Source organism: Streptomyces sp. NPDC001492 (genome assembly GCF_053597275.1).
Map to the genome: position 1 here is coordinate 145,532 of NZ_JBSFHW010000007.1, position 24,524 is coordinate 170,055.

General features: G+C 72.0%; 18 protein-coding genes. 8 read left to right on the forward strand and 10 right to left on the reverse strand.

Annotated features, from left to right (window positions below; translation table 11 throughout):
* Nucleotides 1–72: 72 nt before the first annotated feature.
* Nucleotides 73–2,994, reverse strand: coding sequence for a M36 family metallopeptidase (locus ACWC1K_RS11885; RefSeq protein WP_450830571.1), 2,922 nt, complete (start codon nt 2,992–2,994; stop codon nt 73–75).
* A 215-nt stretch (nt 2,995–3,209) separates the two neighbouring features.
* Here ACWC1K_RS11885 and ACWC1K_RS11890 point away from each other — a divergent pair, with 215 nt between their 5' ends.
* A complete protein-coding gene (locus ACWC1K_RS11890; protein WP_450830572.1) occupies nt 3,210–6,395 on the forward strand; it encodes an amidohydrolase family protein in 3,186 nt (1,061 codons plus the stop codon).
* A gap of 89 nt (nt 6,396–6,484) precedes the next feature.
* On the opposite strand, the gene ACWC1K_RS11895 is transcribed toward ACWC1K_RS11890, so the two are convergent.
* Together ACWC1K_RS11895 and ACWC1K_RS11900 are read right to left on the reverse strand one after the other, a co-directional pair.
* Nucleotides 6,485–8,887: an FtsX-like permease family protein gene (locus tag ACWC1K_RS11895; protein ID WP_450830573.1), complete on the reverse strand. Its 2,403-nt coding sequence runs from the start codon at nt 8,885–8,887 to the stop codon at nt 6,485–6,487.
* Nucleotides 8,884–9,588: an ABC transporter ATP-binding protein gene (locus ACWC1K_RS11900; RefSeq protein ID WP_450830575.1), complete on the reverse strand. Its 705-nt coding sequence runs from the start codon at nt 9,586–9,588 to the stop codon at nt 8,884–8,886. Before ACWC1K_RS11900 ends, ACWC1K_RS11895 begins: the two co-directional genes overlap by 4 nt.
* A 205-nt stretch (nt 9,589–9,793) precedes the next feature.
* On the opposite strand from ACWC1K_RS11900, the gene ACWC1K_RS11905 reads away from it, so the two are divergent.
* Entirely contained in the window at nt 9,794–11,122 is a 1,329-nt protein-coding gene (locus ACWC1K_RS11905) for a sensor histidine kinase (RefSeq protein WP_450830577.1), read from the forward strand.
* Nucleotides 11,119–11,808: a response regulator gene (locus ACWC1K_RS11910; protein ID WP_450830579.1), complete on the forward strand. Its 690-nt coding sequence runs from the start codon at nt 11,119–11,121 to the stop codon at nt 11,806–11,808. The genes ACWC1K_RS11905 and ACWC1K_RS11910 overlap by 4 nt, the downstream gene beginning before the upstream one ends.
* Before the next feature lie 25 nt (nt 11,809–11,833).
* Here the strand turns inward: ACWC1K_RS11910 and ACWC1K_RS11915 are convergent, their stop codons facing one another.
* The 4 genes from ACWC1K_RS11915 to ACWC1K_RS11930 all read right to left on the reverse strand — a co-directional run bounded on the left by ACWC1K_RS11915 (nt 11,834) and on the right by ACWC1K_RS11930 (nt 16,059).
* Entirely contained in the window at nt 11,834–12,865 is a 1,032-nt protein-coding gene (locus tag ACWC1K_RS11915; protein WP_450830580.1) for a LacI family DNA-binding transcriptional regulator, read from the reverse strand.
* Between the two features lie 75 nt (nt 12,866–12,940).
* Nucleotides 12,941–13,777 (reverse strand): ATP-binding cassette domain-containing protein, encoded by an 837-nt coding sequence (locus tag ACWC1K_RS11920; RefSeq protein ID WP_450830582.1) that lies wholly within the window; start codon nt 13,775–13,777, stop codon nt 12,941–12,943.
* On the reverse strand, nt 13,774–14,787 hold the full coding sequence (locus ACWC1K_RS11925) for an ABC transporter permease (protein WP_450830584.1): 1,014 nt from the start codon (nt 14,785–14,787) through the stop codon (nt 13,774–13,776). Before ACWC1K_RS11925 ends, ACWC1K_RS11920 begins: the two co-directional genes overlap by 4 nt.
* Before the next feature lie 255 nt (nt 14,788–15,042).
* A complete protein-coding gene (locus ACWC1K_RS11930; protein ID WP_450830585.1) occupies nt 15,043–16,059 on the reverse strand; it encodes a substrate-binding domain-containing protein in 1,017 nt (338 codons plus the stop codon).
* A 251-nt stretch (nt 16,060–16,310) separates the two neighbouring features.
* Here ACWC1K_RS11930 and ACWC1K_RS11935 point away from each other — a divergent pair, with 251 nt between their 5' ends.
* A complete protein-coding gene (locus ACWC1K_RS11935; RefSeq protein ID WP_450830587.1) occupies nt 16,311–17,255 on the forward strand; it encodes a carbohydrate kinase family protein in 945 nt (314 codons plus the stop codon).
* Between the two features lie 44 nt (nt 17,256–17,299).
* On the forward strand, nt 17,300–17,593 hold the full coding sequence (locus ACWC1K_RS11940; protein ID WP_450830589.1) for a putative quinol monooxygenase: 294 nt from the start codon (nt 17,300–17,302) through the stop codon (nt 17,591–17,593).
* A gap of 18 nt (nt 17,594–17,611) precedes the next feature.
* Here ACWC1K_RS11940 and ACWC1K_RS11945 read toward each other — a convergent pair whose 3' ends face one another.
* Complete coding sequence (locus ACWC1K_RS11945; RefSeq protein ID WP_450830591.1) at nt 17,612–20,569, reverse strand: SpoIIE family protein phosphatase; 2,958 nt, start codon at nt 20,567–20,569, stop codon at nt 17,612–17,614.
* A gap of 135 nt (nt 20,570–20,704) precedes the next feature.
* On the reverse strand, nt 20,705–21,598 hold the full coding sequence (locus ACWC1K_RS11950) for a LysR family transcriptional regulator (RefSeq protein ID WP_450830759.1): 894 nt from the start codon (nt 21,596–21,598) through the stop codon (nt 20,705–20,707).
* Nucleotides 21,599–21,677: 79 nt separating this feature from the next.
* On the opposite strand from ACWC1K_RS11950, the gene ACWC1K_RS11955 reads away from it, so the two are divergent.
* The 3 genes from ACWC1K_RS11955 to ACWC1K_RS11965 all read left to right on the forward strand — a co-directional run bounded on the left by ACWC1K_RS11955 (nt 21,678) and on the right by ACWC1K_RS11965 (nt 23,920).
* Nucleotides 21,678–22,661, forward strand: coding sequence for an EamA family transporter (locus ACWC1K_RS11955; RefSeq protein ID WP_450830592.1), 984 nt, complete (start codon nt 21,678–21,680; stop codon nt 22,659–22,661).
* Nucleotides 22,658–23,347, forward strand: coding sequence for an NAD(P)-dependent oxidoreductase (locus tag ACWC1K_RS11960; protein ID WP_450830594.1), 690 nt, complete (start codon nt 22,658–22,660; stop codon nt 23,345–23,347). The genes ACWC1K_RS11955 and ACWC1K_RS11960 overlap by 4 nt, the downstream gene beginning before the upstream one ends.
* A 261-nt stretch (nt 23,348–23,608) precedes the next feature.
* Entirely contained in the window at nt 23,609–23,920 is a 312-nt protein-coding gene (locus ACWC1K_RS11965) for a hypothetical protein (protein WP_351474078.1), read from the forward strand.
* Nucleotides 23,921–24,259: 339 nt separating this feature from the next.
* Here the strand turns inward: ACWC1K_RS11965 and ACWC1K_RS11970 are convergent, their stop codons facing one another.
* Complete coding sequence (locus ACWC1K_RS11970) at nt 24,260–24,481, reverse strand: hypothetical protein (RefSeq protein WP_450830596.1); 222 nt, start codon at nt 24,479–24,481, stop codon at nt 24,260–24,262.
* Nucleotides 24,482–24,524: the final 43 nt, after the last annotated feature.

The following is a 24,524-nucleotide window of genomic DNA, read 5'->3' on the forward strand; positions in this document are numbered from 1 at the left end:
GCACGCGGCCCTGACGCCCGAGGGCGGCGTCCCGTCCCCGGTACGCCGCCCTCGGTTGTCGTGCCGGTCCGGTCAGCTCCGGTGTGTGGAGCCGTGGACCACGAGCTCGGTCACGTCCATGTAGCTGCAGCCCGAGGGGCTCGGGTCCGTCGCGCACTTGGCGCCGTTGTCGGCGGCCTGGTTGCCGAGCATGGTCAGGCGGACGTAGCGCACGTTCTGCCCGGTGCCGGCCTTGAGGGACACGGCGTTCTCCCGGCCGGTGTCGGCGGGCTTGAAGTGGCCCTCGGCGGCGGTGACCCAGGTGGTGCCATCCGTCGAGGTCTCGACCCGGTAGTCGCCGAGGGACGCCGTCTTGTCGTCCCCGCAGCCCGCCGTCGGGTCGATGCGCAGCTCGGCGACATCGACGGCCGAGGGCAGCTTGACCGTGTTGTGCACCGGGTCGACCCCGGTGCCGTTGCTGCCGCCCTTGGCGTCCGAACCCCAGACGGTGCCCGACATGTCGATCAGGCCGTTCGGTCCGCAGCCGAAGTCGGTGTTGTCGGGCCCGGTGAACTCCGTGACCGTGGCGCCGCCGGAGGCGGCGGCCCAGTCGCGGCGCAGTGCCCAGTCGGCGCTGCTCCCGGAGCCGACGGAGACCGTGCGGATCTGCGGCTCGTAGCCGTTGCCGCTCGCGTACACCTTCCGGTACGTGCCCTTGGGGACGTTGTGGATCGTGTACGTGCCGTCCGCCCTGGTCACGGCGGAGAAGTCGGCACCGGGGAAGCCGGAGGCATGGCCGCTGATGCTGACGCCGACCCCGCCGACGGGGGCTCCGGACGCGTCGTCGGTGACCTTGCCGGTGAGGGTGGTCACCGGGGTGTGCGGGCCCGGCGGCAGCGAGAAGTCCTCGTCGGGCTTGGTGTCGTCGGCGGTGAGCGCGGCGGCGAAGTAGCCCATGCCGCGGTGCGCGAACACCTTCCAGATGCGGTCGTGGGCCCGGCCGCGGTTGACCACGGTGTCGGCCTGCAGGACGGCGTTGCGCTGGTCGAGGAAGGTGGGGTTCGCGGGTGACAGCTCCATCGCGCGGGTCAGCAGCGACTCGGTGAGCCTGCTGCCGAGCCGGTTGCGCAGGTCCCAGAGCGTCTCGCTCCAGATCTCGCCGTCGGCGTGCACCTCGGCGCCGCGGCGCGAGATCTTGCCGTAGTCGCCGTAGGTGTACCCGCCCTTGCCCGCCGCCGACGTGCCGGGGCACTTCGCGGAGGTGGAGCCGACCGGGCAGTCCAACGGCTGGGAGCGGGAGGGCAGTTCATCGGTCCAGTGCGGCGGGTCGAGGGCCACCTCGCCGTCGGTGCGCCGGCTGTCCTTCAGCAGTCCCTGGTCGTTGAGGAAGTCCAGCGCGTACCAGTCGCTCCACGCCTCGCCCATCGCCCCGCCCTGCTGGCCGGTGAGGGCCGAGACCCCGTCGGCGCCGACGACGAGCCGGTTGGACAGACCGTGCGTGTACTCGTGGTAGACGGTGGCCGCGTCGTCGCCCCAGTTGCCCTGCAGCACCGTGTAGCCGGGCCCGGACCCGGTCAGGTACATCTGCATCGTGGGCGCCTGGCCGTCGGGCGGCGTCCCCATGTTGGCGTTGTTCAGGTGGTTCTCGTCGGGCAGCCCGCGGTCGACCGCCGCGCCGTCGTCGGTCTGCGCGTCCACGGCGTCGCCGTCCCGGCCGTCGAAGTTGCCCGCGGCCCGGGTGAAGCCGATCGGTCCGGCCTCCAGGTGGTCGTGGTAGGTGCCGAGGTAGTAGTAGACCTGCGCGGCGTTCTGCTCACGGTTGGTCTTCCAGGAGTACGGCGTCTTCTGGTCCCAGGAGCAGGGCAGCGGTACGTCGCAGCCGGGACCGGTGACGGGCTTGAACGGGAAGGCGAACGTCCCGTCGGCCGCCGGGGTGATCTCCTCGCCCGCGTCGACCTTGTTGTTGTCGTCGACATCGCTGAAGACGTGCGCGATACGGCCGTCGAGGGTCTTGGCGCCGACGGGCAGCCAGCCCCGGGCCGTCAGATGGCGGGTGTGCTGCTTGCCGCCCGCGGGGGCGCCGGGGTACCGGTCCCAGACGAGGACCTTGCCGCCCCGCAGCAGCCTGGCCGGCGAGGGGGGCAGGGGCTGCCCGGAGGAGGGTGCCGTCCCGGTCGCCGCGGACAGGTCGGAGGAGAGGTTCTGCCGGTACAGCACCCGGCCGGTCGCCGCGTCGACGACGTGCAGCCACATGCCGTGGCCGTCCGGCACGGTGACCGTCTGCCAAGCGCGCCGGGCGGCGCCTCCCGGCCCCGTGTAGACGACCTGCTTGGCGGTGTCCTGCTTGCCGACGCCGTCGGCCCCGGCACCGGCGATGTCACGAACGGCGGTGTGCCTGGCCTGCGTCGAGGTAAGACGGCCGGGGGCCAGCTGAGCGGGCAGTTTCGGCACCGGGGAGCCGAGCACGCTGATCAGCCGCCCGTCCCGGGAGACGTTCGCCTTGACGCCGTTGCCGAACACCGGGACGCCGTCGACCGACTGGACGAACGACAGATGACGGACCCCGGCGACGTCGGTGTACTCCTTGCGCAGGGTCAGCTCGCGGACCTGACCCGCCGAGAGACCGAAGACATCGGGATGGTCGCGCAGATACTGCCGGACGATGTCCTGCGGGCCCTTGTCGCTGCGGGGCGTCAGATACCCGTCCAGCTTGGCCACCTGCCGCGCCGTGCCGGTGGCCGGGTCCAGCTCGAGCACGCCCTGAACCCCGAGTTGTTCGCGCAACTGCCGTACGCCGGGCCGATTTTCGGCCTTCGCGAGCCGGGCGTCGCGGCGCACCAGCGTCTGCTGCGACGGTACGGGCTGCGTGGCGGACGGTGTGGGCGACGGACCGTCGGCCGCCGGGCCACCCGGGACCGCGTTCGCGGCGCCGGGCACAAAAGCGACGGCCAGCGTGAGGCCGGCCGTCGCGGTGAGTATGGTCGCGCGTCTTGCGCGCGAGGAGGCTCTCGTCATGTTCAACGCCTCGTGGGGGGTGAGGGATCCAACGGCCGTGGTCGGCGGCCGAGTTGTACGCCCGAACCCTTTCAGGGCGACCTGCGCGGCAGATAGCCTCGAAGGTCAGGTGTCACAGAAGTCACACAGGTACCCATTAGTGACGCGCACTCACACGAGTGATGGCCGGTGACACCGTTGAGCCCGAGGCGCCCGGTGCACCAGTGTGTACTGCCATGGACCGTGACCGGACCCCCCACGCCTTCCGTCCGACCCGCCGCCAACTCCTGGCCGCCACAGGTGCGTTGCCGCTCATCGGCACGAGCGCGCCGCCGGTGCGACCCCGCACCGCCACCCCCTCCCTGTCCTTCACCCGGGCCACCAACGGCTCGGCCACCCTCGCCCCGGCCGGTGACCGTCTGATCGCCGAGGTGCAGGGCACCCTCTGGTCCCTGCCCCGCTCGGGCGGCAAGGCCAAGCCCCTGACCCCGGCCGACCTCGAACCGGGCCGGCCCACCCACTCCCCGGACGGCACCCTCGTCGCCTTCTGCGCCTACCGGGGCGGCGGCTTCCATCTGTGGACCATGCGCCCCGACGGATCCGATCTGCGTCGCCGCACCGACGGCCCCTGGGACGACCGTGGCCCGGCCTGGTCGCCCGACGGCACCCGGCTCGCCTTCGCCTCCGAGCGCGGCGGCGACCCCGTCGCCGGCAGTCCGTACCGCATCCACGTCCTTGAGCTGCGCACCGGCCGTATCACCCGCGTCACCGGCCTGACCGGCCAGGACGGCCCCCTCCAGGACGGCCCGTGGGAGGACTTCGACCCCGCCTGGTCACCGGACGGCACCCGCATCCTCTTCGTCCGCGCGAAGCCCGTCGCCACACCGCTGGGCACCGGCCTGGAGGCCCGTACGATCGCCGCCGTCCCCGCCGACGGCACCGGACCGGTCGTCGTGCGCCACACCGAGACCGAGGCCGCGCAGGTGATGACCCCGGCCCCGGCCCCCGACGGCCGGCTGGCGTATCTGCGCACCACGGCCGCCCCGAACGGCTCCTGCACCCTGGTCGTGGACGGTCACCCCGTCCCCGTGACCGGGGACATCGGTCCGGTGCCCCCGCGCTGGACGGCGGCGGGAGAGCTGCTGCTGACACTCGACGGCGCCTTCACCCTCGTACGACCGGAAAGCCCCGAGCAGCCGCGGACCATTCCCTTCGAGGGCGTGCTCCCCGTGCGGCGGCCGCGGTACCGGACCAAGGAGTACGACCTGGGGGAGCCGGGCCGGGCCCGGCCGGTGCGCGGTGTCCATCTGCCCGCGCTGTCACCCGACGGGCGGCAGATCGCGTTCGCGGCCCTCAACTCGCTGTGGCTGACGGGCAGTTCGGGCGGCCGCCCGCCCCGGCGGCTGCACACCGTGTCCCGCACCCGTTATCTGCTCGCGCCCGCCTGGGCCCCCGACGGCCGCTCGCTCCTCTACGCCGACGACCGCGACGGCCTCCTCGGTGCGTACCGTCACGATCTCGCCACCGGCGCGGAGACCGCGCTCGCGACCGGCGGCCGGGTTCACCCCGCGCTCTCGCCGGACGGGCAGCGGCTCGCCTGCCTCGACCTGACCGGCCGGCTCCTCGTCCGGGACCTGGCCTCCGGCGAGGAACGCGTCCTCGCCGCGCCCCTCGGCGGCGGCGGTCTGCCCGGCCGCCCCAGCTGGTCGCCGGACGGCCGCCACCTCGCCCTCTGCGACCGGGGCCGCCTCAACTCCCGCTTCCGGGAGGGCTACAACCTCATCCGGATCGTCGACACCACCACGGGCGCCGACCGGCTGCACGCCGTCGCGCCCCACACCTCGATCTCCGACCGGTACGACTCCGGGCCCGTCTGGTCGCCCGACGGCCGCTGGATGGCGGTGATCGTCGAGTCGGCGCTCTGTCTGCTGCCCGTCGACCCCGACGGCACCCCGGCCGGCGACCTGCGCACCCTCACCGCCGAACCGGCCGACCACCCGTCCTGGTCCGGCGACTCGACGACGCTGCTGTACCTCTCCGGCGGCCGGCTGCGGCTCGTCGCCGTCGACGGCGGTCCCGCCCGCACCGTCCGCGTCCCCCTCGACGCCCCCAGGCCCACACCCGCCGATGTGGTGGTGCACGCCGGACGCTTCTGGGACGGCACGGGCGAGACGACCCGCGATGACATCGACGTCGTCGTAAGCGGCGGACGTATCAAGGCAGTCGAGCCCCACCGCTCAACACGCCGGTCGGCCCTCCGCCGTATCGACGCCTCGGACCGCACCGTGATCCCCGGCCTGTGGGACACCCACACCCACCCCTGGCAGACCACCTACGGCGGCCGCCAGACCGCCGGCCAGCTCACCTACGGCATCACCACGGCCGTCTCCCTCGGCGGCTTCGCCTACGAGCAGGCCCGCATCCGCGAGGCGGTGGCCACCGGACAGCTCGCCGGGCCGCGGCTGCTGACCACCGGCGAACTCCTCGACGGGGCCCGCGTCGCCTACAGCATGGGCCGCGCCCACCGCACCCGGGAAGGTCTGCGCCGCTCCCTGGAACGGGGCGCCGACCTGGACTGGGACTTCGTCAAGACGTATGTCAGGGCGCCCGGTTGGGTCATGGAGGAGGCGGCCCGCTTCGCCCACGAACGCCTCGGCGTACGCACCGGAGGCCATCTGCTCTCGCCGGGCGTACAGCTCGGCCAGGACCTGACGACCCATCTGCAAGCCACGCAGCGCGCGGAGTTCGGGCACGCGATCACGGCCAAGGGTCGTGCGTACGAGGACGTGGTGGAGATCTACACCGCACAGGCCGTGCACTTCTCCATGATCGCCACCCCCTTCACCTCCGCCCCCCTCCTCGGCGCGGACCCCACGCTCGCCGACGACCCGCGGGTCACGGTGGTGATGCCCCCGTGGGACACGGCCGCCGTCCGCCAGTCGGCGGGCGCCCCGCCCACCCCGGCCCAACTCGCCACCCTCCGCACGGAGACCGACATCTACCGGCGCATCCTCGCCGCCGGCGGCCTGGTCGCCCTCGGCACGGACCAGCCGCTCGTCCCGGTCGGCCTCTCCCTCCACCTCGGACTGCGCGCCCTGCACCGCGGCGGCCTCACCCCGGCCCAGGCCCTGCGCACCGCCACCGCCCTGCCCGCCCGCCTCTTCGGCGTGGACGGCGACCTCGGCACGGTGGAGGAGGGCAAGCTCGCCGACCTTACGGTGATCGACGGCGACCCCTTCACGGACTTCGCCACGCTGGTGCGTACGGTCTCGGTACTCAGGGGCGGAGTGCCGTATACGACTGAGGAGTTGGTCGCAGCCTTCGAGCCGACCGCCGGGGACGCGAAGGCGGCGGAGGAGGACTGGTTGGGGATGGGGCGTCTGATGCGGCGGGACGGGTGCTGTGACGGGCACAGCGTCTAGCGTCCTTGGGCTGCGGGGGCCACGTCGGGACCCGACGGTTCATACCCGGCCCGACCCTGCAGTTCGCCATCTTGGCGGCTCGGCTCGCCTCACTCGCTCCGCAATGCGCCGGCCGTGTCCTTCCGCGCGGCCCAGCCCGCCGGCAGCAAGGCCCCTGCCACCGCGATGACCAGCCCGCCGAGCGCGAGCAGGGCCAGCTGCGGCGCGTGGTAGACCGCGATGTCCGACGTCGGCAGGGTCATACCGACGGCCCGGCCCATGAGCGGTGTGACGTACCGGTGCAGGGCCACCCCCACCGGGACCGCCGTCGCGCCGGCCGGCAGACCGATTGCGGCGACCGAGGTGATGACCATGGTCACGGTCTGGCGCGGGGTCATGCCCAGGGCCTTGAGAACGCCGAGGTCGTGGACGCGGTCGCGGGTGTCGAGGACGACCGTGTTGAGTACGCCCAGGCCCGCGACCGCGACCAGCATCAGGGTGAGCATCCCGACCAGGGCGTCCATGGTCACGATGACATCGGATGCCTGGCCGGTGTTGGCCTGCGCCATGGCACCGATCGGGTCCAGTGCGGCGTTCAGCGAGGTGAGGTAGTGCGTCAGATCCGTGCCGGGTTGCGTCTGCACGGCGTACCGGCCCGGTTGCGCGTCGAGTCCCAGTGCCGCGAGGGTCGAGGTCCGGGTGAGGAGTTCCATGCCCTGGCCCACGGTGAAGAACGCCTCGCCGACGATCCGTACCGAGGTCTTCCGCCCCTGCTCCGTCAAGGTCACTGTGTCTCCGACCCGGATTCCGGCGGCCTTCAGAAACCGGGTGGTGACCACCGCCTGGCCCGGGCCGTCGAGCCAGTGGCCCGAGACCATCTGGGGAGCGGCCCACACCGCGTCGCCCTGGTAGGCCACCACGGTGGTGGCGCCGGTGATCCCGGGCACGTCGACCTCCGCCTGGGCCGTGCCGTAGAAGCGGCGGGTGCCGTGCTGTGCGCGGAGCGCGGCGGCGACCGCTGCCGGGTCGGCCCGCCGGGTGCCGGGGCCGCCGCCGGCGGGGACCGCCTGGGCTCCGGGCGGGGCCTGTCCGCCGCCGGCCTCCACCACGACCGAACCGGCCGAATCGAGCATGCGGCCCGACTGGACGGCCCCGAGCGTCAGGGCGAGCCCCACCCCGAAGGTGACGGTGGCGGCGCCGAAGGCGACCGCGGCAGCCGTCGTCGCGGAACGCGCCGGGCGGGCAAAGGGGTTCGCCAGCCCGAGGCCGACCGCGCGCGGCAACGGCAGCCGTCCCGTCAGCCGGCGGGCCAGGTGCCCCCGGCCTGCGCCCGGTGTCCGCCCCACGATGATCGCCTCCACGGTGCGCAGCCTGCCGGCCCGCAGCGCGGGCACCAGAGCGGCACCGGCTACCAGGGCGAGGGCTGCGACAGGCACAACGGCGTCGATCCACAAGGGAATGGACGCCGAAGGGCCGTCGAAGGCCCTGCCGACGTCACCGAGCACAGGAATGGCCAGCAGATTGCCCAGCACCAGCCCGAGCGCGCAGCCGACGGTCGCCGGGATCAGGGCCTGTCCGACGTAGGCCCGTACGACCTGCGCCGGGGTGAAGCCGAGGGACTTGAGGATGCCGATGCGCCGGGTCGCCGCGCCGACGGCGCCGCTGACCACGATGCCGATGACCAGGACGGACAGGATCAGTCCGAGGACACTGAAAGCGGCCAGGAAGGGCACGAACGCCATGGTGTTGGCGGTCTGGTGCTGCCTGACGGTCAGATAGGAGGCGGACCCGGTCAGCGCGCCCTTCGGCATCGCCGCGGCGATCGCGGCACGGTCGGCGGACACCTGCCCGTCCGTACCCGCGTGGCGGAAGCGATAGAGCATCTCGTACGTGGGTGGGCTGCCCTTCGTGGTCAGTGCCTCGGCCTGCGCGGGAGCCACCCAGGCATCCGCGGTGCCGGTCACCGAGCGGGCGAGGCCGACCACGGTCAGCGTGGGACTGCCCGGCGCGGCGCGGAACGTCAGGCGTGCGCCCGGTTCCACGGGCAGTCCGCCGTAGGCCACCACGATCTGGCCGGGCCGGGTGGCCCAGGTGCCCGTGACAAGGCTGAGCCCGTCGACGCGGCCCGCGGCATCCGTCCGGCCGACAACGGTGAGCGGCGGCAGATCGACACCGGCCGGAAGCACGTCCGAGCGCGACGCCGTGCGCGGCCGTAGCGAAAGGGTCCGGAACGGGCCCGCGGCGGCGATCACACCCGAGGCGCGGGCGCTTGCCGCGAGCTGGGGGGCCGTCACCTTCGTCCCGTCGAACTGCGCGGTCAGATGGGCGCCCCGCTGCTTGGCGAAGGCGTGGTCGAAGGGCGCCCGGGCCGCGACGAGCAGTCCGGCGGCGAGCACCGACGCCGTGACGGCCATGAGTGTGGTCAGGACCATCACCACGGTCTGCACGCGCCGCCGTGCGACTCCGGCGCGCACCACGCGGCCAAGAGCGCTCACCCCGCCGAGGGCGCTCATCGGGCCACCGTCACAGCGTGCTCGGTGTCCCGTACGATCCGGCCGTCGACCAGTTCCACGGTCCGGGTCGCGCATGACTCGGCAAGGCCCAGGTCGTGGGTGACCAGGATGATCGTCTGGCCTTCCGCGTTGAGTTCGGCCAGCAGTTCCCGGACGTCCTCGCCGGAGGCGGTGTCCAGGGCGCCGGTGGGCTCGTCGGCCAGCAGCAGGGCCGGACGGTTCATCAGGGCCCGGGCGACCGCGACCCGTTGACGCTCCCCGCCGGACAGCCTGCCGGGGTACGCGCCGGCGAACCCGTCGATACGGAGGTACTCCAGCAGCCCGGCGGCACGCCGGCGGGCTTCGGCCCGGGGCAGGCCCGCCAACTGGGCGGGCAGCAGCACATTGTCGGTGACCGTCAGGTCGTCCAGGAGGTTGAAGAACTGGAAGACCATGCCGATCTTCGCCCGCCGGTACCGCGCCGACGCGGCCTCGCTCAGCCCGTCCACCCGCAGTCCGCCGACCGTGACGCCGCCCGCGCTCGGCCGGTCGAGTCCGGCGATCAGATTCAGCAGCGTCGACTTGCCGCTGCCGGACGGCCCCAGCACGGCGAGTGCCTCTCCGGCACGCACGCTCAGTGTCACGTCGGCGAGAGCCGGCGGCCCCTCCCCGTACGTCCGGGTCACCTCGCGGATGTCGATGACGGGCGCGGTCGCTGCCACGATGCCTCCATGGGCCGGTGGTTGACGGTTCGGCCCGAAGGTAGGGGCCGGGCCGTGCCCGGGGCGTCGCCTGCGATGGCGAGACGGTCTGCCGTTCCTGGACGACCCCGCCGGTCGCGTCATCCCTGAGATGTACGCGCGGGATGTAGCACCCGTCCGCAGCAGGAGGGATGTGGCCGGGTCCGGGGCTTGCCACACTGATCGCATGGGTGGGGCTGATCGGGCGGAGATCGTCAAGCGGTGGCGGACGGCTGTCGCGGCGCTGCGGCACCGCAGCCCGCTGCCCCGTCCGACCCGCTGGATGTGGGCCGCCGACGCGATCCTCGCCTGTGTCCTGGCCGGCTGCACGCTGGGCGCCGCCCTCGGGCAGGGCAACGGCGCCGTGCCGGTGCCGCCGGTCGTGGTGCCCACGACGCCGCCGGTGCCGACGCCGGCCACCCCGCCGGTCGCTCCCCTTCCGCCGCCGGGTGTGCTGCAGCACCTTGAGGCCGTCCATGCCTGGCAGTTGGTGCTGGGCGCGCTGACCGCTGTGCCGCTGATGGTGCGCCGCAGGTATCCGCTGGCCGCGTTCTGGGCCGTGATCGGCACGAGCCTGATGTTCAACCACAGCCTGGGCAGCAACAACACGACCGTGTACACGTTCCTGTCCTGTGCGGTCGCCGCCTACAGCGCCGCCGTGTACAGCCCCCACCGCGCCCGCGCGCTCACGAGCCTGGTGGTCGGCGCCGGCCTGCTCGCCGTGTTCCACGACGAGAACTTCCCGTCCTTCGCCCCCGGTCTGGTGCCGTTCCTCGTGCTGCTCGGCGTAGGGCTCGGAGCCAACGCGATCCACACCTGGAAGCAGCGCCTGCGCGTCCTGCAGGAGGAGCACGAGACCGCCACGAGGCTTGCGGTCGACCGCGAACGCTCCCGGATCGCACGTGAGTTGCACGACGTCGTCACCCACAATGTGAGCGTGATGGTGATCCAGGCGGGGGCGGCACGCAAGGTGATGGACTCCGCGCCCGACCGGGCCCGCGAGGCACTGCTGGCCGTGGAGGCCGGCGGGCGCACCGCCATGGCCGAACTGCGGCACGTCATGGGCCTGCTCACCATGGCCGACGACGGCCCCGACCATGCCACCGAGGCCGACCTGGCGCCGCAACCGGGCCTCGGCCAGGTCCCTGCCCTCATCGACCGCCTGCGCGAAACCGGTGTCCCCGTCGAACTGGCCGTCACCGGAACCCCGTTGCCCCTTCCCGCCGGTGCCGACCTGGCCGCGTACCGCGTGGTGCAGGAGGCGCTGACCAACACCGTCAAACACGCTGCCGGCGCCCGGGTGCGCATCGCCGTCGACCATGCCGACGGCGCCGTGCACATCGACGTGTCCGACACCGGCGGCACCTCCGAGGCACTGGCCGGTCCCGGCGCCGGCCGCGGACTGATCGGCCTGCGCGAACGGCTCGCCGTCTACGGAGGCACCCTCAAGGCGGGCGAACACCCCACCGGCGGCTTCCGGGTGCACGCCGTCATACCGGTCGAGGAGCCCTTGTGACCCAGCCGCCGCGCGTGGTGATCGCCGACGATCAGGCGCTGGTCCGCACCGGCTTCGGCCTGATCCTGGCGGCGGACGGCATCGACGTCGTCGCCGAGGCCTCCGACGGGGACGAGGCGATCGAGGCGGTCCACCGCACCCGCCCCGACCTGGTCCTCATGGACGTCCGGATGCCCGGTACCGACGGCCTGGAAGCGACGCGCCGCATCCTCTCGGGGCTCGTGCCCGATCCGCCGCGTGTCCTGATCCTGACCACGTTCGACCTCGACCGCTACGTCTATGCCGCACTCACCGCGGGGGCGAGCGGCTTCCTCCTCAAGGACGTCACCCCCGAACACCTGGTCGCCGCCGTCCGCCTGGCCCGCTCCGGTGACGCGCTGCTCGCTCCGGCCATCACCCGACGTCTCGTCGAACGCTTCGTCTCCCGCGCCGCCGAGACCGCCGCCCTGCACCGGGACCTGTCCGTCCTCACCCCCCGTGAGCTGGAGGTCCTCCATGCACTCGGCAGCGGCCGGAGCAACGCCGAACTCGCCGCACGCTTCCACCTGAGCGAAACCACCGTGAAGACCCACGTGTCCCGGATCCTGGCCAAACTCCGTCTGCGTGACCGCGCCCAAGCCGTCGTCGTGGCCTATGAGACGGGACTGATCACTCCGGGAGCGGGCGCCCCGGTGACGGAGCCGTAGACAGGGGGATCGACTCCCGTCGGTGTCAGGCTTCTCGCAGCGCGGGGGCAGGGCGTTCGCCCGACCCGCGGACGATCAGCCGGGTCGGGACGGTGACGGTGCGCGCACGGGAGCGGTCACCGTCGAGACGCGCCAGCGCTATACCCGCGGCCGATCTGCCGATCTCCTCGGGATCCTGGGCCACCACGGTCAGGGCCGGTTCGAGCGCCTCGGCGAGCGGTACGTCGTCGAAGGCGACCACGGCGACGTTCTTCCGCCCGCTGCGGGCGAGTTCGGCGACCATGCCGAGCGCGACCATGTTGTTGCCGGCGAACAGGGCCGTGGGCGGATCGGGCAGGGCGAGCAGCTGGGCGGTCGCGGCCGCGGCCGCCGGCTGGTCGTGGGCGTTGGTGACCAGCGAGCGGTCGTAGACGAGACCGGCATCCTGAAGGGCCGTACGGTATCCGGCCAGTCGCTCGCGGCGGGTGTACAGCTTCAGGGGCAGGTCGCCGATGAAACCGATCCGGCGGTGGCCGTGGGCGATCAGATGGGCGACGCCGTCACGGGTGCCCGCACGGTTGGAGCTGACGATGCTGTCCGTGGACAGGCCCACTCCCGGACGGTCGAGGAAGACCACGGGCAGCCCCGCCGCGCGGTGGCTCTTGAGGTGGGAGTGGTCGGCACCCACGGACGGCACGATCATCAGGATGCTGACGCGCCGGGCCAGGAACTTGTCCGTCAGGGCCCGTTCCCGGCCGGGGTCGTCCGCGGAGGAGCCCATGAGCAGCGTCAGTCCGCGTTCGCCGACCGTGTCCTCTATGGCGCGGGCCACGGCTCCGAAGAAGGGGTTGGCGAGGTCGGGGATGACCAGGCCGATGGTGGTGTCCGGGCCGCCGACGCGGATGTTGCGGGCCATGAGGTTCGGCTGGAAGCCGAGTTCGGCGACCGCGGCGAGGACCTGCTCCCTGGTCCGGGGCGACACGGGACCGTCCTCGTTGAGGACCCGGGAAACCGTCTTGGCACTGACACCTACTTCCCGGGCGACGTCGGCCAGGGTGGGACGGCGGCTCGCAGCCATGGAGGAACGTCTCCTGTCAGCTCCCGGTTTCCGGCCGCGGCCTCGGCCGGAACATGCGGGAGCTGGGTCGTGTTGTCAGGTGGCCTGGACCCCGGCAGCCTTCGCGGCCTCGGAGTCCGCTACGACGGTACCTCCGGCCGAATCGACGGTGAGCGCGCCGGTCATGATGGCGACGACCTCCGCCATGGAGTAGTCGGAGGGCTTGATCACAGCGGCACGCTTGCCGAGCCGGTGGACATGGATCCGGTCGGCGATCTCGAAGACATGCGGCATGTTGTGGCTGATCAGGACCACCGGCATGCCCTTGTCGCGGACGCGCCGGATCAGGTCGAGGACCTGGCCGGACTCCTTGACGCCGAGCGCGGCGGTCGGTTCGTCCATGACGACGACGCTGCCGGCCCAGGCGACGGAACGGGCGACCGCGACGGCCTGCCGCTGCCCGCCGGAGAGCGTCTCGACGGCCTGGGTCAGTGAGCGCAGGCCGATCTTCAGGTCGGCCATGTGCTCGGAGGCCTCCTCACGCATGCGCTTCTTGTCGAGCATGCGGAAGACACTGCCGAGGACACCGGGACGGCGCAGTTCGCGGCCGAGGAACATGTTCGAGGCGATGTCCATGGAGGCGGCCACGGCGAGATCCTGGTAGACGGTCTCGATGCCGTGGGCGCGGGCGCTCTGCGGGCCGGAGAAGGTGATGGGCTTGCCGTTGAGCCGTATCTCGCCCGCGTCGGGGACCAGCGCGCCGGTGAGCGCCTTGATGAGGCTGGTCTTGCCGGCGCCGTTGTCGCCGATGACGGCGAGCACCTCGCCGGGCAGCAGGTCGAAGTCGGCGCCGTCGATGGCGGTGACATGGCCGTAGCGCTTGACCAGACCGCGGGCCTGCAGCACGGGAGTGGGGGAGGAGGTGGCGGTCATCGTGCCTTCTTCCGGGAGATCTGGTCGACGGTCACCGCGAGGATCACCAGCACGCCGGTGATCAGGGTCTGGTAGATGGAGGCGACGCCCATCAGCTGCAGGCCGTTGCGGAACACACCGACGATCAGGACGCCGATGAAGGTGCCCAGGACCGAGCCGCGTCCGCCGAAGAGGCTGGTGCCGCCGAGGACGACGGCGGTGATGCTGTCGAGGTTGTCGGTCTGGCCCGCCTGCGGGTCGCCGACTCCGGTGCGGGAGATGAGCAGCAGGGCGGCGATGCCGTAGAGCAGGCCCGCGACGGCGTAGATGCCGATGGTCAGGCGGGAGGTACGGATGCCGTTGAGGCGGGCGGCTTCCTGGCTGTTGCCCAGGGCGTAGACGTGCCGGCCCCAGCTGGTGTTGCTCAGCGCGTAGGCGAGCAGCAGGAACAGGGCGATGGTGACCAGCGAGCCGTACGTGATGTCGGTGTGGCCGAGCGGGAAGGTCTGGCCGAGAGCGGTCAGCGGGCCGGGCAGGTTGGTGATGGTCTGTTCGTTGGAGTAGATGTGGGTCAGCGCGAACGCCACGTTGAGCATGCCGAGCGTGACGATGAACGGCGGCAGCGGGATCTTCTGCACCAACAGTCCGTTGAGCAGGCCGAATCCGGCGCATACGGCGATGCCCAGGGCGATGGCGACAAGCGGCGGCAGGGTGCCGGCCGCGGCCATCTTGGCGATCACGATGCTGCCGAAGGCCATCACGGCACCGCACGACAGGTCGATGCCCGCGGTGAGGATGATCAGGGTCTGGCCGATGGCGAGGGTGCCGACGACCATGACCTGCTGGACGATCAGCGAGAAGTTCCCGCCGGTGAGGAACTGGTCGGTCGAGATCGAGAAGAAGGCGCAGGCCAGGAGGAGGGCGACCAGAGGGCCGGTGGTCGGTGCCGTGAGCAGCCTGCGCAGCGTGGTCGGCGCCTTGAGTTCGGCATACGGCGAGGACGTGCCCGGGGGCGTGGTCGTGGCAGTCATGCGAAGTCCTTGTCGGAAGACAGAAGTCCTTGTGGGAGGACCGAGGGGGCGGCCGCCCCGGGTCGGGGAGGGGGGTGGGGCGGCCGCCCCGCTGAGAAAAGAGTTGTGTCGTACGGTCTTGGGAGCGCGTCCAGCGGGGCGGGCGTCGACCGCTGCGGCTCGACAGCGCCCCTAAAGGGGCGCCGGGAACTGCGCGACCAGCCACGACGTCGCCGCAGACGAAAGACGGCGCATCGCGGCACAACCCCGCAGCGCTTACCCCCAGCAGTTCTGCAGACCGAACCCGGTGTCCTTGGACGTGACCCCCGCCTGCGCCTTGTCGGTGATCAGGTTGACGCCGGTGTCGGTGTAACCGGACGCCTTCTTGCCGTTCTTGGCGTAGTCCACGACGGCCTGGACACCCTGCGACGCCATCTTCAGCGGGTACTGCTGCGAAGTGGCGGCGATCTTGCCGTCCTTGACCGCCTGGGTGCCGGTGCAGCCACCGTCGACGGAGACGATCAGTACGTCCTTCTCCCGCCCCTTGGCCTTCAGCGCGGTGTAAGCGCCCAGCGCCGCCGGCTCGTTGATCGTGTAGACGAGGTTGATGCCGGGCGACTTCTGCAGACAGTTCTCCATGGCGGTCTGGCCCTTGGCCTGGTCGCCACCGGTGTCCTGGGCGCAGACGACGTCCTTGTCGGTGGCGCCGAAGCCCTTGAGGAAGCCGTTGTGCCGCAGCACGCCGACGGAGACGCCGGGCGCCAGGTCGAGGGTGGCTATCTTGGCCGTCTTGCCCTTCATGGCGGCCTTGGCGTACTCGCCGATCAGCTTGCCGGCGTTGAAGTTGTTGGTGGCGAAGAGGGCGTCGACCGCGCTCTGCGGCTCGGTCGGGGTGTCCAGGGCGATGACCAGGACGCCCTTGGCGCGGGCCTTCTGGACCGCGGGCACGATCGCCTTGGAGTCGCTCGGGGTGATCAGGATGCCCTTCACCCCGGCGGCGACCATGTTCTCGATGGCGGTGACCTGTCCGGCGTTGTCCCCGTCGAACTTGCCCGCGGCGGTCATCAGCTGGACGCCGTCCTGCTTGGCGGCCTTCTCCGCGCCCTCCTTCATCTTCACGAAGAACGGGTTGGTGTCGGTCTTGGTGATCAGACCGACCTTGACCTTGCCGGAACCGGCGCTGGTGGAACTCGACCCGGAGCCGGAACCGCAGGCCGTCAGGGTGAGGGCCGCGATGCCCGTGACCGCAGCGGCTCTGACGAGGGTGGGTGACAGACGAGTGGTGCGAAACATGAACGACTCCTGCGGGATAGCGAGCGGCGGGGTCGGCATCAGAGCGTGTGCGCATGTTGCCCGGTGTTGCCCAGTGTCATCGTTGACTTATGTCAACGTTGACACCGCATGGCGAGGATGATGGACTCCGGCTCGCGGCAACGTCAATGCCTTGCACTCGTCACAAATCGGCAACGTCCCCTCCGCTGCAGGTCCGCAGCCGGAACGCAGCAGGAATCCAGCCGGAAAGCAGCCGGAAAGAAGGCCAGCCCATGAGCCCGCGTCAGATCACCGTCCTGGGAGAGTGCGTCGCGGACGCCTTCACCGAACCGGCGAGCGCCCCGCACGAGCTCGCGCTGCGCGTGCTGCCCGGCGGCGGACCTGCGAACACGGCCGTGGCGCTGGCCCGGCTGGGCACCCCGGCCCGCTTCCTCGCCCGGCTCTCCGGTGACGTGTTCGGCCGGCTCTTCCGGGAGCGTCTGGAAGCCTCCGGAGTGGACCTGTCCCACGCCGTCGAGGCCGCCGAGCCCAGCACCCTGGCGGTCGCGGAACTGGACGCCCTGGGGCAGGCCGCGTTCTCCTTCCACGCCCAGAACACGGCCGACTGGCAGTGGACCCCACCGGAACTGGCAAGGGTGGACCTGTCCGAAACGGCCTGTCTGCACACCGGTTCCCTCGCGCTGGTACGCGAGCCCGGCGCCGCCGTGGTGGAGGACTTCCTGGCGGCCGCCGCTCCCCGCACCACCATCAGCATCGACCCCAACGTACGGCCGCTGCTGGTGCGCCCCGAGGTCTACCGCTCCCGGCTGGAGCACTGGTGCGCCCTCGCGGACGTCCTGCGGCTGAGCGAGGACGACCTGGCGCTCCTGCTGCCGGACACACCCCCCGAGAAGGCCTGCGACATCTGGCACACCGCCGGCGCGCGGCTCGTCGTGATCACGCGCGGCGCCGAGGGGGCCCTGGCCTCCCTCGACGGCGAACGGATCCAGGTCCCCGCGGTCGCCACGCGGGTGGTCGACACGGTCGGGGCGGGGGACTCCTTCACGGCCGGTCTGCTGCACCACCTCGGCGCCCGCGGCCTCCTCGGCGGCCGGCTCGGGGAGCTGGACCTGGCCGCCGTGGCCGAGGCCTGTGCGTTCGCCACCCGGGTCGCGGCCCTGACCTGCGCGGTCGCGGGCCCCAACCCGCCGTGGCAGAGCGAGCTGGCCCAGCCCTGAACACCCGCCTGACATTCCACGACAACGCAAGGAGAGGGATCGCTGTGACCAAGACCCTGTTCGCCGAGTTCACCGCCCGCGAGGGAGCGGAGGGCGAAGTCGCCCGTCTGCTGCGGGAGTACGCCGAGAAGGTCCGTGAGGAGGAAGGCAACCTCGCCTTCGACGCCTACACCAAGGCTGCCGGCCCGCGCGCCTTCTGGATCTTCGAGGTGTACCGCGACGAGGACGCCTTCCAGGCGCATCTGAAGCAGCCGTACGGCGCCCCCTTCAACGCCGCACTCGCCCCGCTGATCGAGGAGGACGCCTCCGTCCTGACGTTCCTCGACCCGCTGACCTGACCTCACCGACACACGGCGTCAGGTGTCGACCGAGCCGGCGGGCAGGGGCTGTTCGGTCCAGATGGACTTTCCGGTACGGGTGTGGCGGGTGCCCCAGCGCCGGCAGAGGGCGGAGACGAGCTGCAGGCCGCGGCCGTCCTCGTCGGTCGCCGAGGTGTGCCGGATGTGCGGTGTGGTCAGGCTGGCGTCGGAGACCTCGCAGATCAGCGCGCGGCTGCGGAGCATGCGCAGCCGGATGGGACCGTACGCGTGCCGGATCACGTTCCCGACCAGCTCACTGACCAGGAGCTCGGTGGTCATGACCAGGTCCTCGTCGGCCAGGTCCCAGTCGGTGAGCTGGGCGCGGACCAGCTCGCGGGCCCGGCCCGCCGCCACCGGGTCCTCCGGCAGCGGCCACTCGGCGACGTTCTCCGCGCCCAGCGGGTGGGTGCGGGCCAGCAGCAGGGCGGCGTCGTCGGTCAGCGCACGGTGGGCGGGGAGCAGAGCCGAGGTGATGGCCGCACACAGGCCGTCCAGGTCGGACCCGTCCGCCGGTGCGCCCGTCCCGGCGTCCACGGACTCGAAGAGCAGCTCGGCGAGGCGGTTCATGCCGGTGGTGACATCCCTGTCCTTGCTCTCCACCAGGCCGTCGCTGTAGAGGGCGAGCAGGCTCTCGGCGGGCAGCTCGGTCTCGAGCGTCTCGAACGGGGGAGTGGCCACCCCCAGCGGCGGGTCCGGGGTCATGGGCAGGAAGGTGACCGTGCCGTCGGGCCGGGCCACCGCCGGGGGCGGCTGACCGGCGCTGGCGTACGACAGCTGCCGGGTCACCGGGTCGTAGATGCCGTACAGGCAGGTGGCGAAGGCGTCGGTGCCGGGCTCACCGACGATGTCGTTGAGGTGCCCGAGGATCTCGTCGGGCGGCAGCTCCAGCTCCGAGAGGGTGCGGACCGCTGTGCGCAGCCCGCCCATGGTGGCGGCCTCGGCCATGCCGTGGCCCATGACGTCGCCGATCACGAGCGCCACCCGGGCAGCGGAGAGCGGGATCACGTCGTACCAGTCGCCGCCGACGTCGGCCCCCTGCTTGGCCGGCTGGTAGCGCGCCGCCACCGTCACCTCGGGCAGCTCGGGCAGTGCCTGCGGCAACAGGCTGCGCTGGAGGGTACGGGCCCGGGTCGTCGCCTCGTCGTAGAGCCCCGCCCGTTCCAGGGCCTGCGCGATCAGTCCGCTGAGCGCGGTCAGCATCGTCCGTTCGTCGTCGTCCAGCGCCCGCGGCCGGTCGAAGCAGATCACCGCCGCGCCGATCCCGCGCCCCGACACCGTGAGCGGCAGAAAGGCCCAGGCCTGCTCGCAGCCCTCCCGGATCAGGGCCTCGGCCCCCGGATAGCGCTTGCGGAACTCCTCCGGGGAGGCGATGTGGAGGGGGCTGCGGGTACGCAGGGCGTCCCCCACCGGGTTCGTGGTGTCCTGTACCGTCCACTGTCCTTCGAGTGCCCGGGTGAAGTGCTGCGGGTATCCCAGGGAGCCGAGCACGGCCAGCCGGTCGTCGACCACGCCGAGCATGATCAGTCCGGTGGCACCGAGGGGGGTCATCACACAGTCGGCCACCGCCGCGATCACATCCTGGGCGGTGACGGCCTCGGCCAGCTCCCGCGTGATCCGCTGCACCAGGGCCGCCCGTTCCGCGGCCGCGCGTTCCGCGGCGGCCCGCTCGACCTCCCGCAGATGCCGCTCGGTGGTGTCGGTGATGTAGAGCGTGAGACCTTCCGGCACCGGCACCAGCCGCAGGTGGTACCAGGACGTCCCGTCCGGCCACGGCACGTCGAAGCCGGCCGGGCGGCCCTCGGCCGCGATGGCCCGGCAGCGCTGCTCGAGACCCGGCACGGCACACACCGCGGGAACGTCCCAGAGCAGTGTCCCGGCCACCTCTCCCGCGGGGCCGAAGAGCCGCTCGGCGGCCTGGTTGAGGAAGTCGATGCGCCAGTCCGTGTCCAGGGAGACGAAGCCGTCGCTCATGTGCCGCAGCGCCCGCCCCACCGACTCGGCGGCCGTGTGCGTCTCGCTGCTGTCCCGGATGGTGCCGATCACCTTCTCCGGCGCCCCCGCCTCGTCCGTGATCGTCCGGGCCCGGGCCTCGATCCAGACGTATGTGCCGTCCTGGCGTCGGATCCGGTACTCGTGCTGGAAGCCGCCGCGCTCCTGGATACCCGTGTCGAAGCCGGCCACCGCCGCCGGCAGGTCGTCCGGGTGGATCAGCGCCGCCCATGCCTCGATACCGCCGGTCATGATCTCCGGATCGATGCCGGGCAGCACCTCGTCGACGGGCCCGCCGGCGGTCAGCTCGCCCGTGCGCAGGTCCCAGGTGTACGTGAGGGCCGGCGCCCCTTCCCCCTCCTCGGCCTGAGCGTCCCGCGGCCCCGGACCCTGTTGCAGGGCCCGCAGCAGGGTGCAGGGCGGATTGAGGATCCCGGACGACCTGAGCCTCCCGGACATCCAGGCAGCCACCTCGGTCAGAAACCCGTGCTCCGCCGGGCCGGGCTCGGAGCCCGGAGCGAAGAGCACGGAGAGCGCGCCGCGCCGCCCGCCGCGGCCCGGAACGGGAACGGCCAGGTGCCCGATGCCGGCGGGGAGCCCGGAAGGCCACAGCGCGGCGGGGTCCCGGCCGGGCACGGGGTCGGGCGGGGCCAGGTCGGGCTGCCAGGCGATGGTGTCACTGCGGGCGGCCCTGCTGGGCGGCGCCTTGCCCCGGGCCGGGATGATCACCCAGGGCCGGGTCATCGACTCCGGCAGCCCGCTGTCGGCGACCAGGTAGAGAACGCCGCTCATTCCGCCGCCCGGCAGATGCACCATGCCGCCCAGGCCGTGCACCTCGGCGACCGCCTGCTGCAGCGCGGTCAGCAGCACCTCGACATCGCGCCGGTCCTCGTCCACGGCGCCGAGCAGCCGCATCCGCATCCGCTGCCGTTCCAAGGGCCGCACGGCGCCTCTGGCATTCACCACGCCCGACTGTCGCCTCCGCTCACCGCTCGGGGATCCATCCGCCCCGAGCAATTTAGGCGATTTCATCGACCTTGGGGAGGTTTTGGCAGCCGATCGGTAAACCTCACCGGCCGTAGCCGCCCAGTACACCGGGGGTCAGGACGCCGTCGACGGCACCCCGAGGACGCCGAGCATCGCCCGGGTCGCCGGACTGGGGTTGAACCGGTTCCACACCAGGTACTCGGTCCGATGCGGTCCGTCGACCACCGGGACCAGCGCCAGCCCGGGATCGTCGGCGGCCCGCGGCCGGATGAACGCCGACGGCAGCAGCGCGATGCCGAGCCCGCGCGCGATCAGTCGGGTGATCAGCTCCACGACACCGGCCTCGTAGGCGACGTCGCGCACCAGGCCCGCGGCCGCGAACGCCTGGTCGGACTGGGCCCGAGCGAGGGTCCCGCTCACGAAGTCCACGAACGTCTCCTCGGCGATCTCCCGCAGCGTGACCCCCGGGGCGCCCGCCAGCCGGTGTCCGGCCGCCACCACCAGCACATGCTCGTCGTGACCGAGAACGACCGCCTCCACGCCGAGGGGCGTTTCGTTCTCCGGCACGCCGAGGAAGGCGATGTCCAGGTCGCCGCCGCGGACCGCCGCCGCCAGTTCGTCGCTGCGTCCGGAACGCAGGGCGACGCGGACGTCCGGATGCCGGGCACGGTACCGCTGCAGCAACTCCGGTACGTCGACGGCAGCCGTCGTCACGATCACGCCGACGGCGAGCCGGCCGCGCACCACACCGGTCGCGGCGGCGGCATCGGCGGCGGCCCGGTCGGCGGCGGCCAGACACTCGCGTGCACCGGCAACGAACGCCGCCCCCGCGGGCGTGACTTCCACCCGGCGGCTGGACCGGGCGAACAGCTTGACCCCGAGTTCCCGTTCCAGGCCGGCGATCCGGTGACTCAGTGACGACTGCACCACGAAACAGCGCTCGGCGGCGCGCGTGAAGTTGCGGGTTTCGGCGACGGCTACGACGTAGCGCATCTGCTGGAGATCCACCCACCCATGGTTCTGGTTCATGGCTGCGATGGCAAGCATGTGTTGGACTCATCGGCGGCCGGATCTGAGACTTCATCACATGCATACGTCCAACACCTCGCGTGCCTCGGCCCAGGGGGCACCCGGCCCGCCGCGGATCCCGTACGCGCAACAGGCGGCCACCGCCGCACTGACCGCACTGGCCCCCGCGGCCTGGGGCACCACCTACGTCGTCACCACTCAACTGCTCCCGCCCGGGCATCCGTTGTTCGCCGGGATGCTGCGCGCCCTGCCCGGCGGCCTGCTCGCGCTGGCGATCACCCGGGTGCTCCCGCGCGGGCACTGGTGGTGGAAGGCCACCGTCCTCGGGGCGCTCAACATCGGTGCCCTGTACCCCCTGTTGTTCGTCGCGGCCCAGCGGCTCCCCGGCGGTGTCGCCGCCACCCTCAGCGCCACCCAGCCGCTGATGGTCGCCGGGCTGGCCGTCGCGCTCCTCCACGTCCGGCCGACGGCCTGGCGGTTGACCTGGGGCGTGCTCGGCGTGGCCGGCGTCGGACTGGTCGTCCTGGGGCCGCAGGCCCGGCTGGATCTCGTCGGCGTCCTCGCCGGCCTGGGCGGTACGGCCACCATGGCCACCGGGATCGTCCTCACCAAGCGCTGGGGCCTGCCCGCCGGGGTCGGCCCGCTCACCCTGACCGGTTGGCAACTGACGGCGGGCGGCCTGCTGTTGCTCCCCCTCACCCTCGCGATCGAGGGGCCACCACCGCGCATCGATGCCGGAGCCGCCGCCGGATATCTGTGGCTCGGCAGCGTGGGCGGGCTGATCGCGTCCACGCTGTGGTTCCGCGGCATCGGAAAGCTGCCGGTCGGCGCGTCCGCACCACTGGTGCTGCTGTCCCCGCTGGTCGCGGCCGTCATCGGCGTCGCCCTGGGCGAGTCGCTGAGCCCCCTGCAGACCTTCGGCTTCGCCCTCGCACTGGCCGCAATGCTGGCGGCGCAGCTCAATGCCCCGAGTTTTCCCAGCCGGACGACGCGCGGCGACCACACACCGCTTGACTCCGCACAAGAAGGACTGAGCCGATGAAGAACGGCCTGACGATCGCCGTACTGGGAGCCACCGGGATGGTCGGCAGCCGGGTGACCGACGAGGCCGGTGCACGCGGACACCGGGTGCTGGCCATGTCCCGCAAACCCGCCGAAGAGAACCCGGCGACCCCGAACGTGACCCCGGTGGCGGTCGACGCGAACGACCCGCACGCCTTACGGGAGGCGCTCGCAGGCTCGGCCTCCCCCGGGGCCGTGGACGCCATGGTGCTGACCGTGCGGACCATGCCGGTCGACGAGGAGTTCCTGGTCGGCACCACCCGTAGGGTGCTGGACACCGCCGCACGCCTCGGCATCCGCGTCCTCGTGATCGGCGGCGCCGGAGCCTTGCGCAGCCCCGAGGACCGCAACCTGCTCGTGGCCGACAACGAGGCGTACGTGCCTGCGGAGATCAGGGCCGTCGCCACCGCCGGAGTCTCCCAACTGCGCACCTGCCGGTCCCACACCGAGGCCGATTGCGTCTATCTGAGCCCACCGGCCCTGCTCGAACCGGGCGTACGCACCGGCCGCTACCGACGCGGCACCGACACCCTCCTCATCGGCGCCGACGGCCGGTCCTGGATCAGCGCGGAGGACCTGGCGGTCGCGGTGGTCGACGAACTCGAGACCCCTGGTCCCGACCCCCTCGTCACGGTCGTCCACCACCGCGAACACCCCTCGCCGTAAGGCGCCGAACGGCCCAGGCCGCCCCACGCTCGCGGCACCGCCGCACGGGTGGTTCCGCGCGGAGCGGGCACGACCGCCTCCGCGCCGGGATCCCCTGACGGCACAGGGGACTTGAGCCGGCAGCCGGGTTCCACGCCCGTCCTCGTTGATCGGACGATCCGGCGTGCCGACGAGCGGATATAGGACATTTGCGCATTAACCTCCAGTCACCTTAAGACGTGGCGGATCTCGTTCGCGTCCGCTTCAACACCCGGAGAAGAAATGCGCAAGCCTCGCAAGACCGTTGTCGTGGCAGTCCTTCTCGGCACCGTCGGCTTCCTCGGCGCCGGCACCGCTTACGCCCACGGGGACGGGCACGGGAGCAAACACGGACAGGGTCACTCGCGCGAGCACCACGGCCGTGAGAGCCAGACGATCCGCGTCAACCAGAGCACCACGTGCACGGTGACCGAAGAGAACAGCGACGTACAGGGCGAGACCGCCTCGTTCGGCCCGTACGGCAAGCCCGCCACGCAGAACACCAACGTCGGCTCGAGCCTGGGCTGCAACAACACCGTCAGTTTCGGCAAGTAGCCCGGACGCGGCGCACACAAGGAAGGCCCTCCGTGATCTCCACGGAGGGCCTTCCTCCTGCGTATGCAGGTTTTGACCTGGCCTTTCTCAGGCAGCCCTGGGCCGCGCCGCACGCGGTTCCGGGGCGGGCTCCTGCGCATCCTCGGGCCGGAAGATCTCGTCTTCTCCGAAGTCCGGGGCCTGGAAGGGGGTCGTCGTCGGAGGCGGCGACGGTGCCGTGGAACGGCGGGGTTGCCCTTCGAGCGGGGCGGAGAACAGCGACGTCGGGTCGATGAGAGGTCTGCCTTTCGTTACAGGTCCCTGAGGGGGCCTGGCGTGCCGCGGCCGGGCACGGCGGCGCTACAGCTTGGTCATCTTGGCGTACGGGCTCAAGATCCGCATCTGCGCCGAGCCGAAATCGACGAGCGCCGCGATCCCGTCCTCGACACCGACCACGCGGCCGAGGCCGTACACGTCGTGGGTCACTTGGTCGCCCGTGGCGAAGTGCTTGGGGGCCGGTGCGACCGGGGCCTTGAAGGGGCTGGTGGGCAGATGGCGCTTCGATGCCGCAGGCTTGGTCATGGCTCAGTATGAGCCCAAGTTTCCCCCGCCCGCTGTGGCCGTC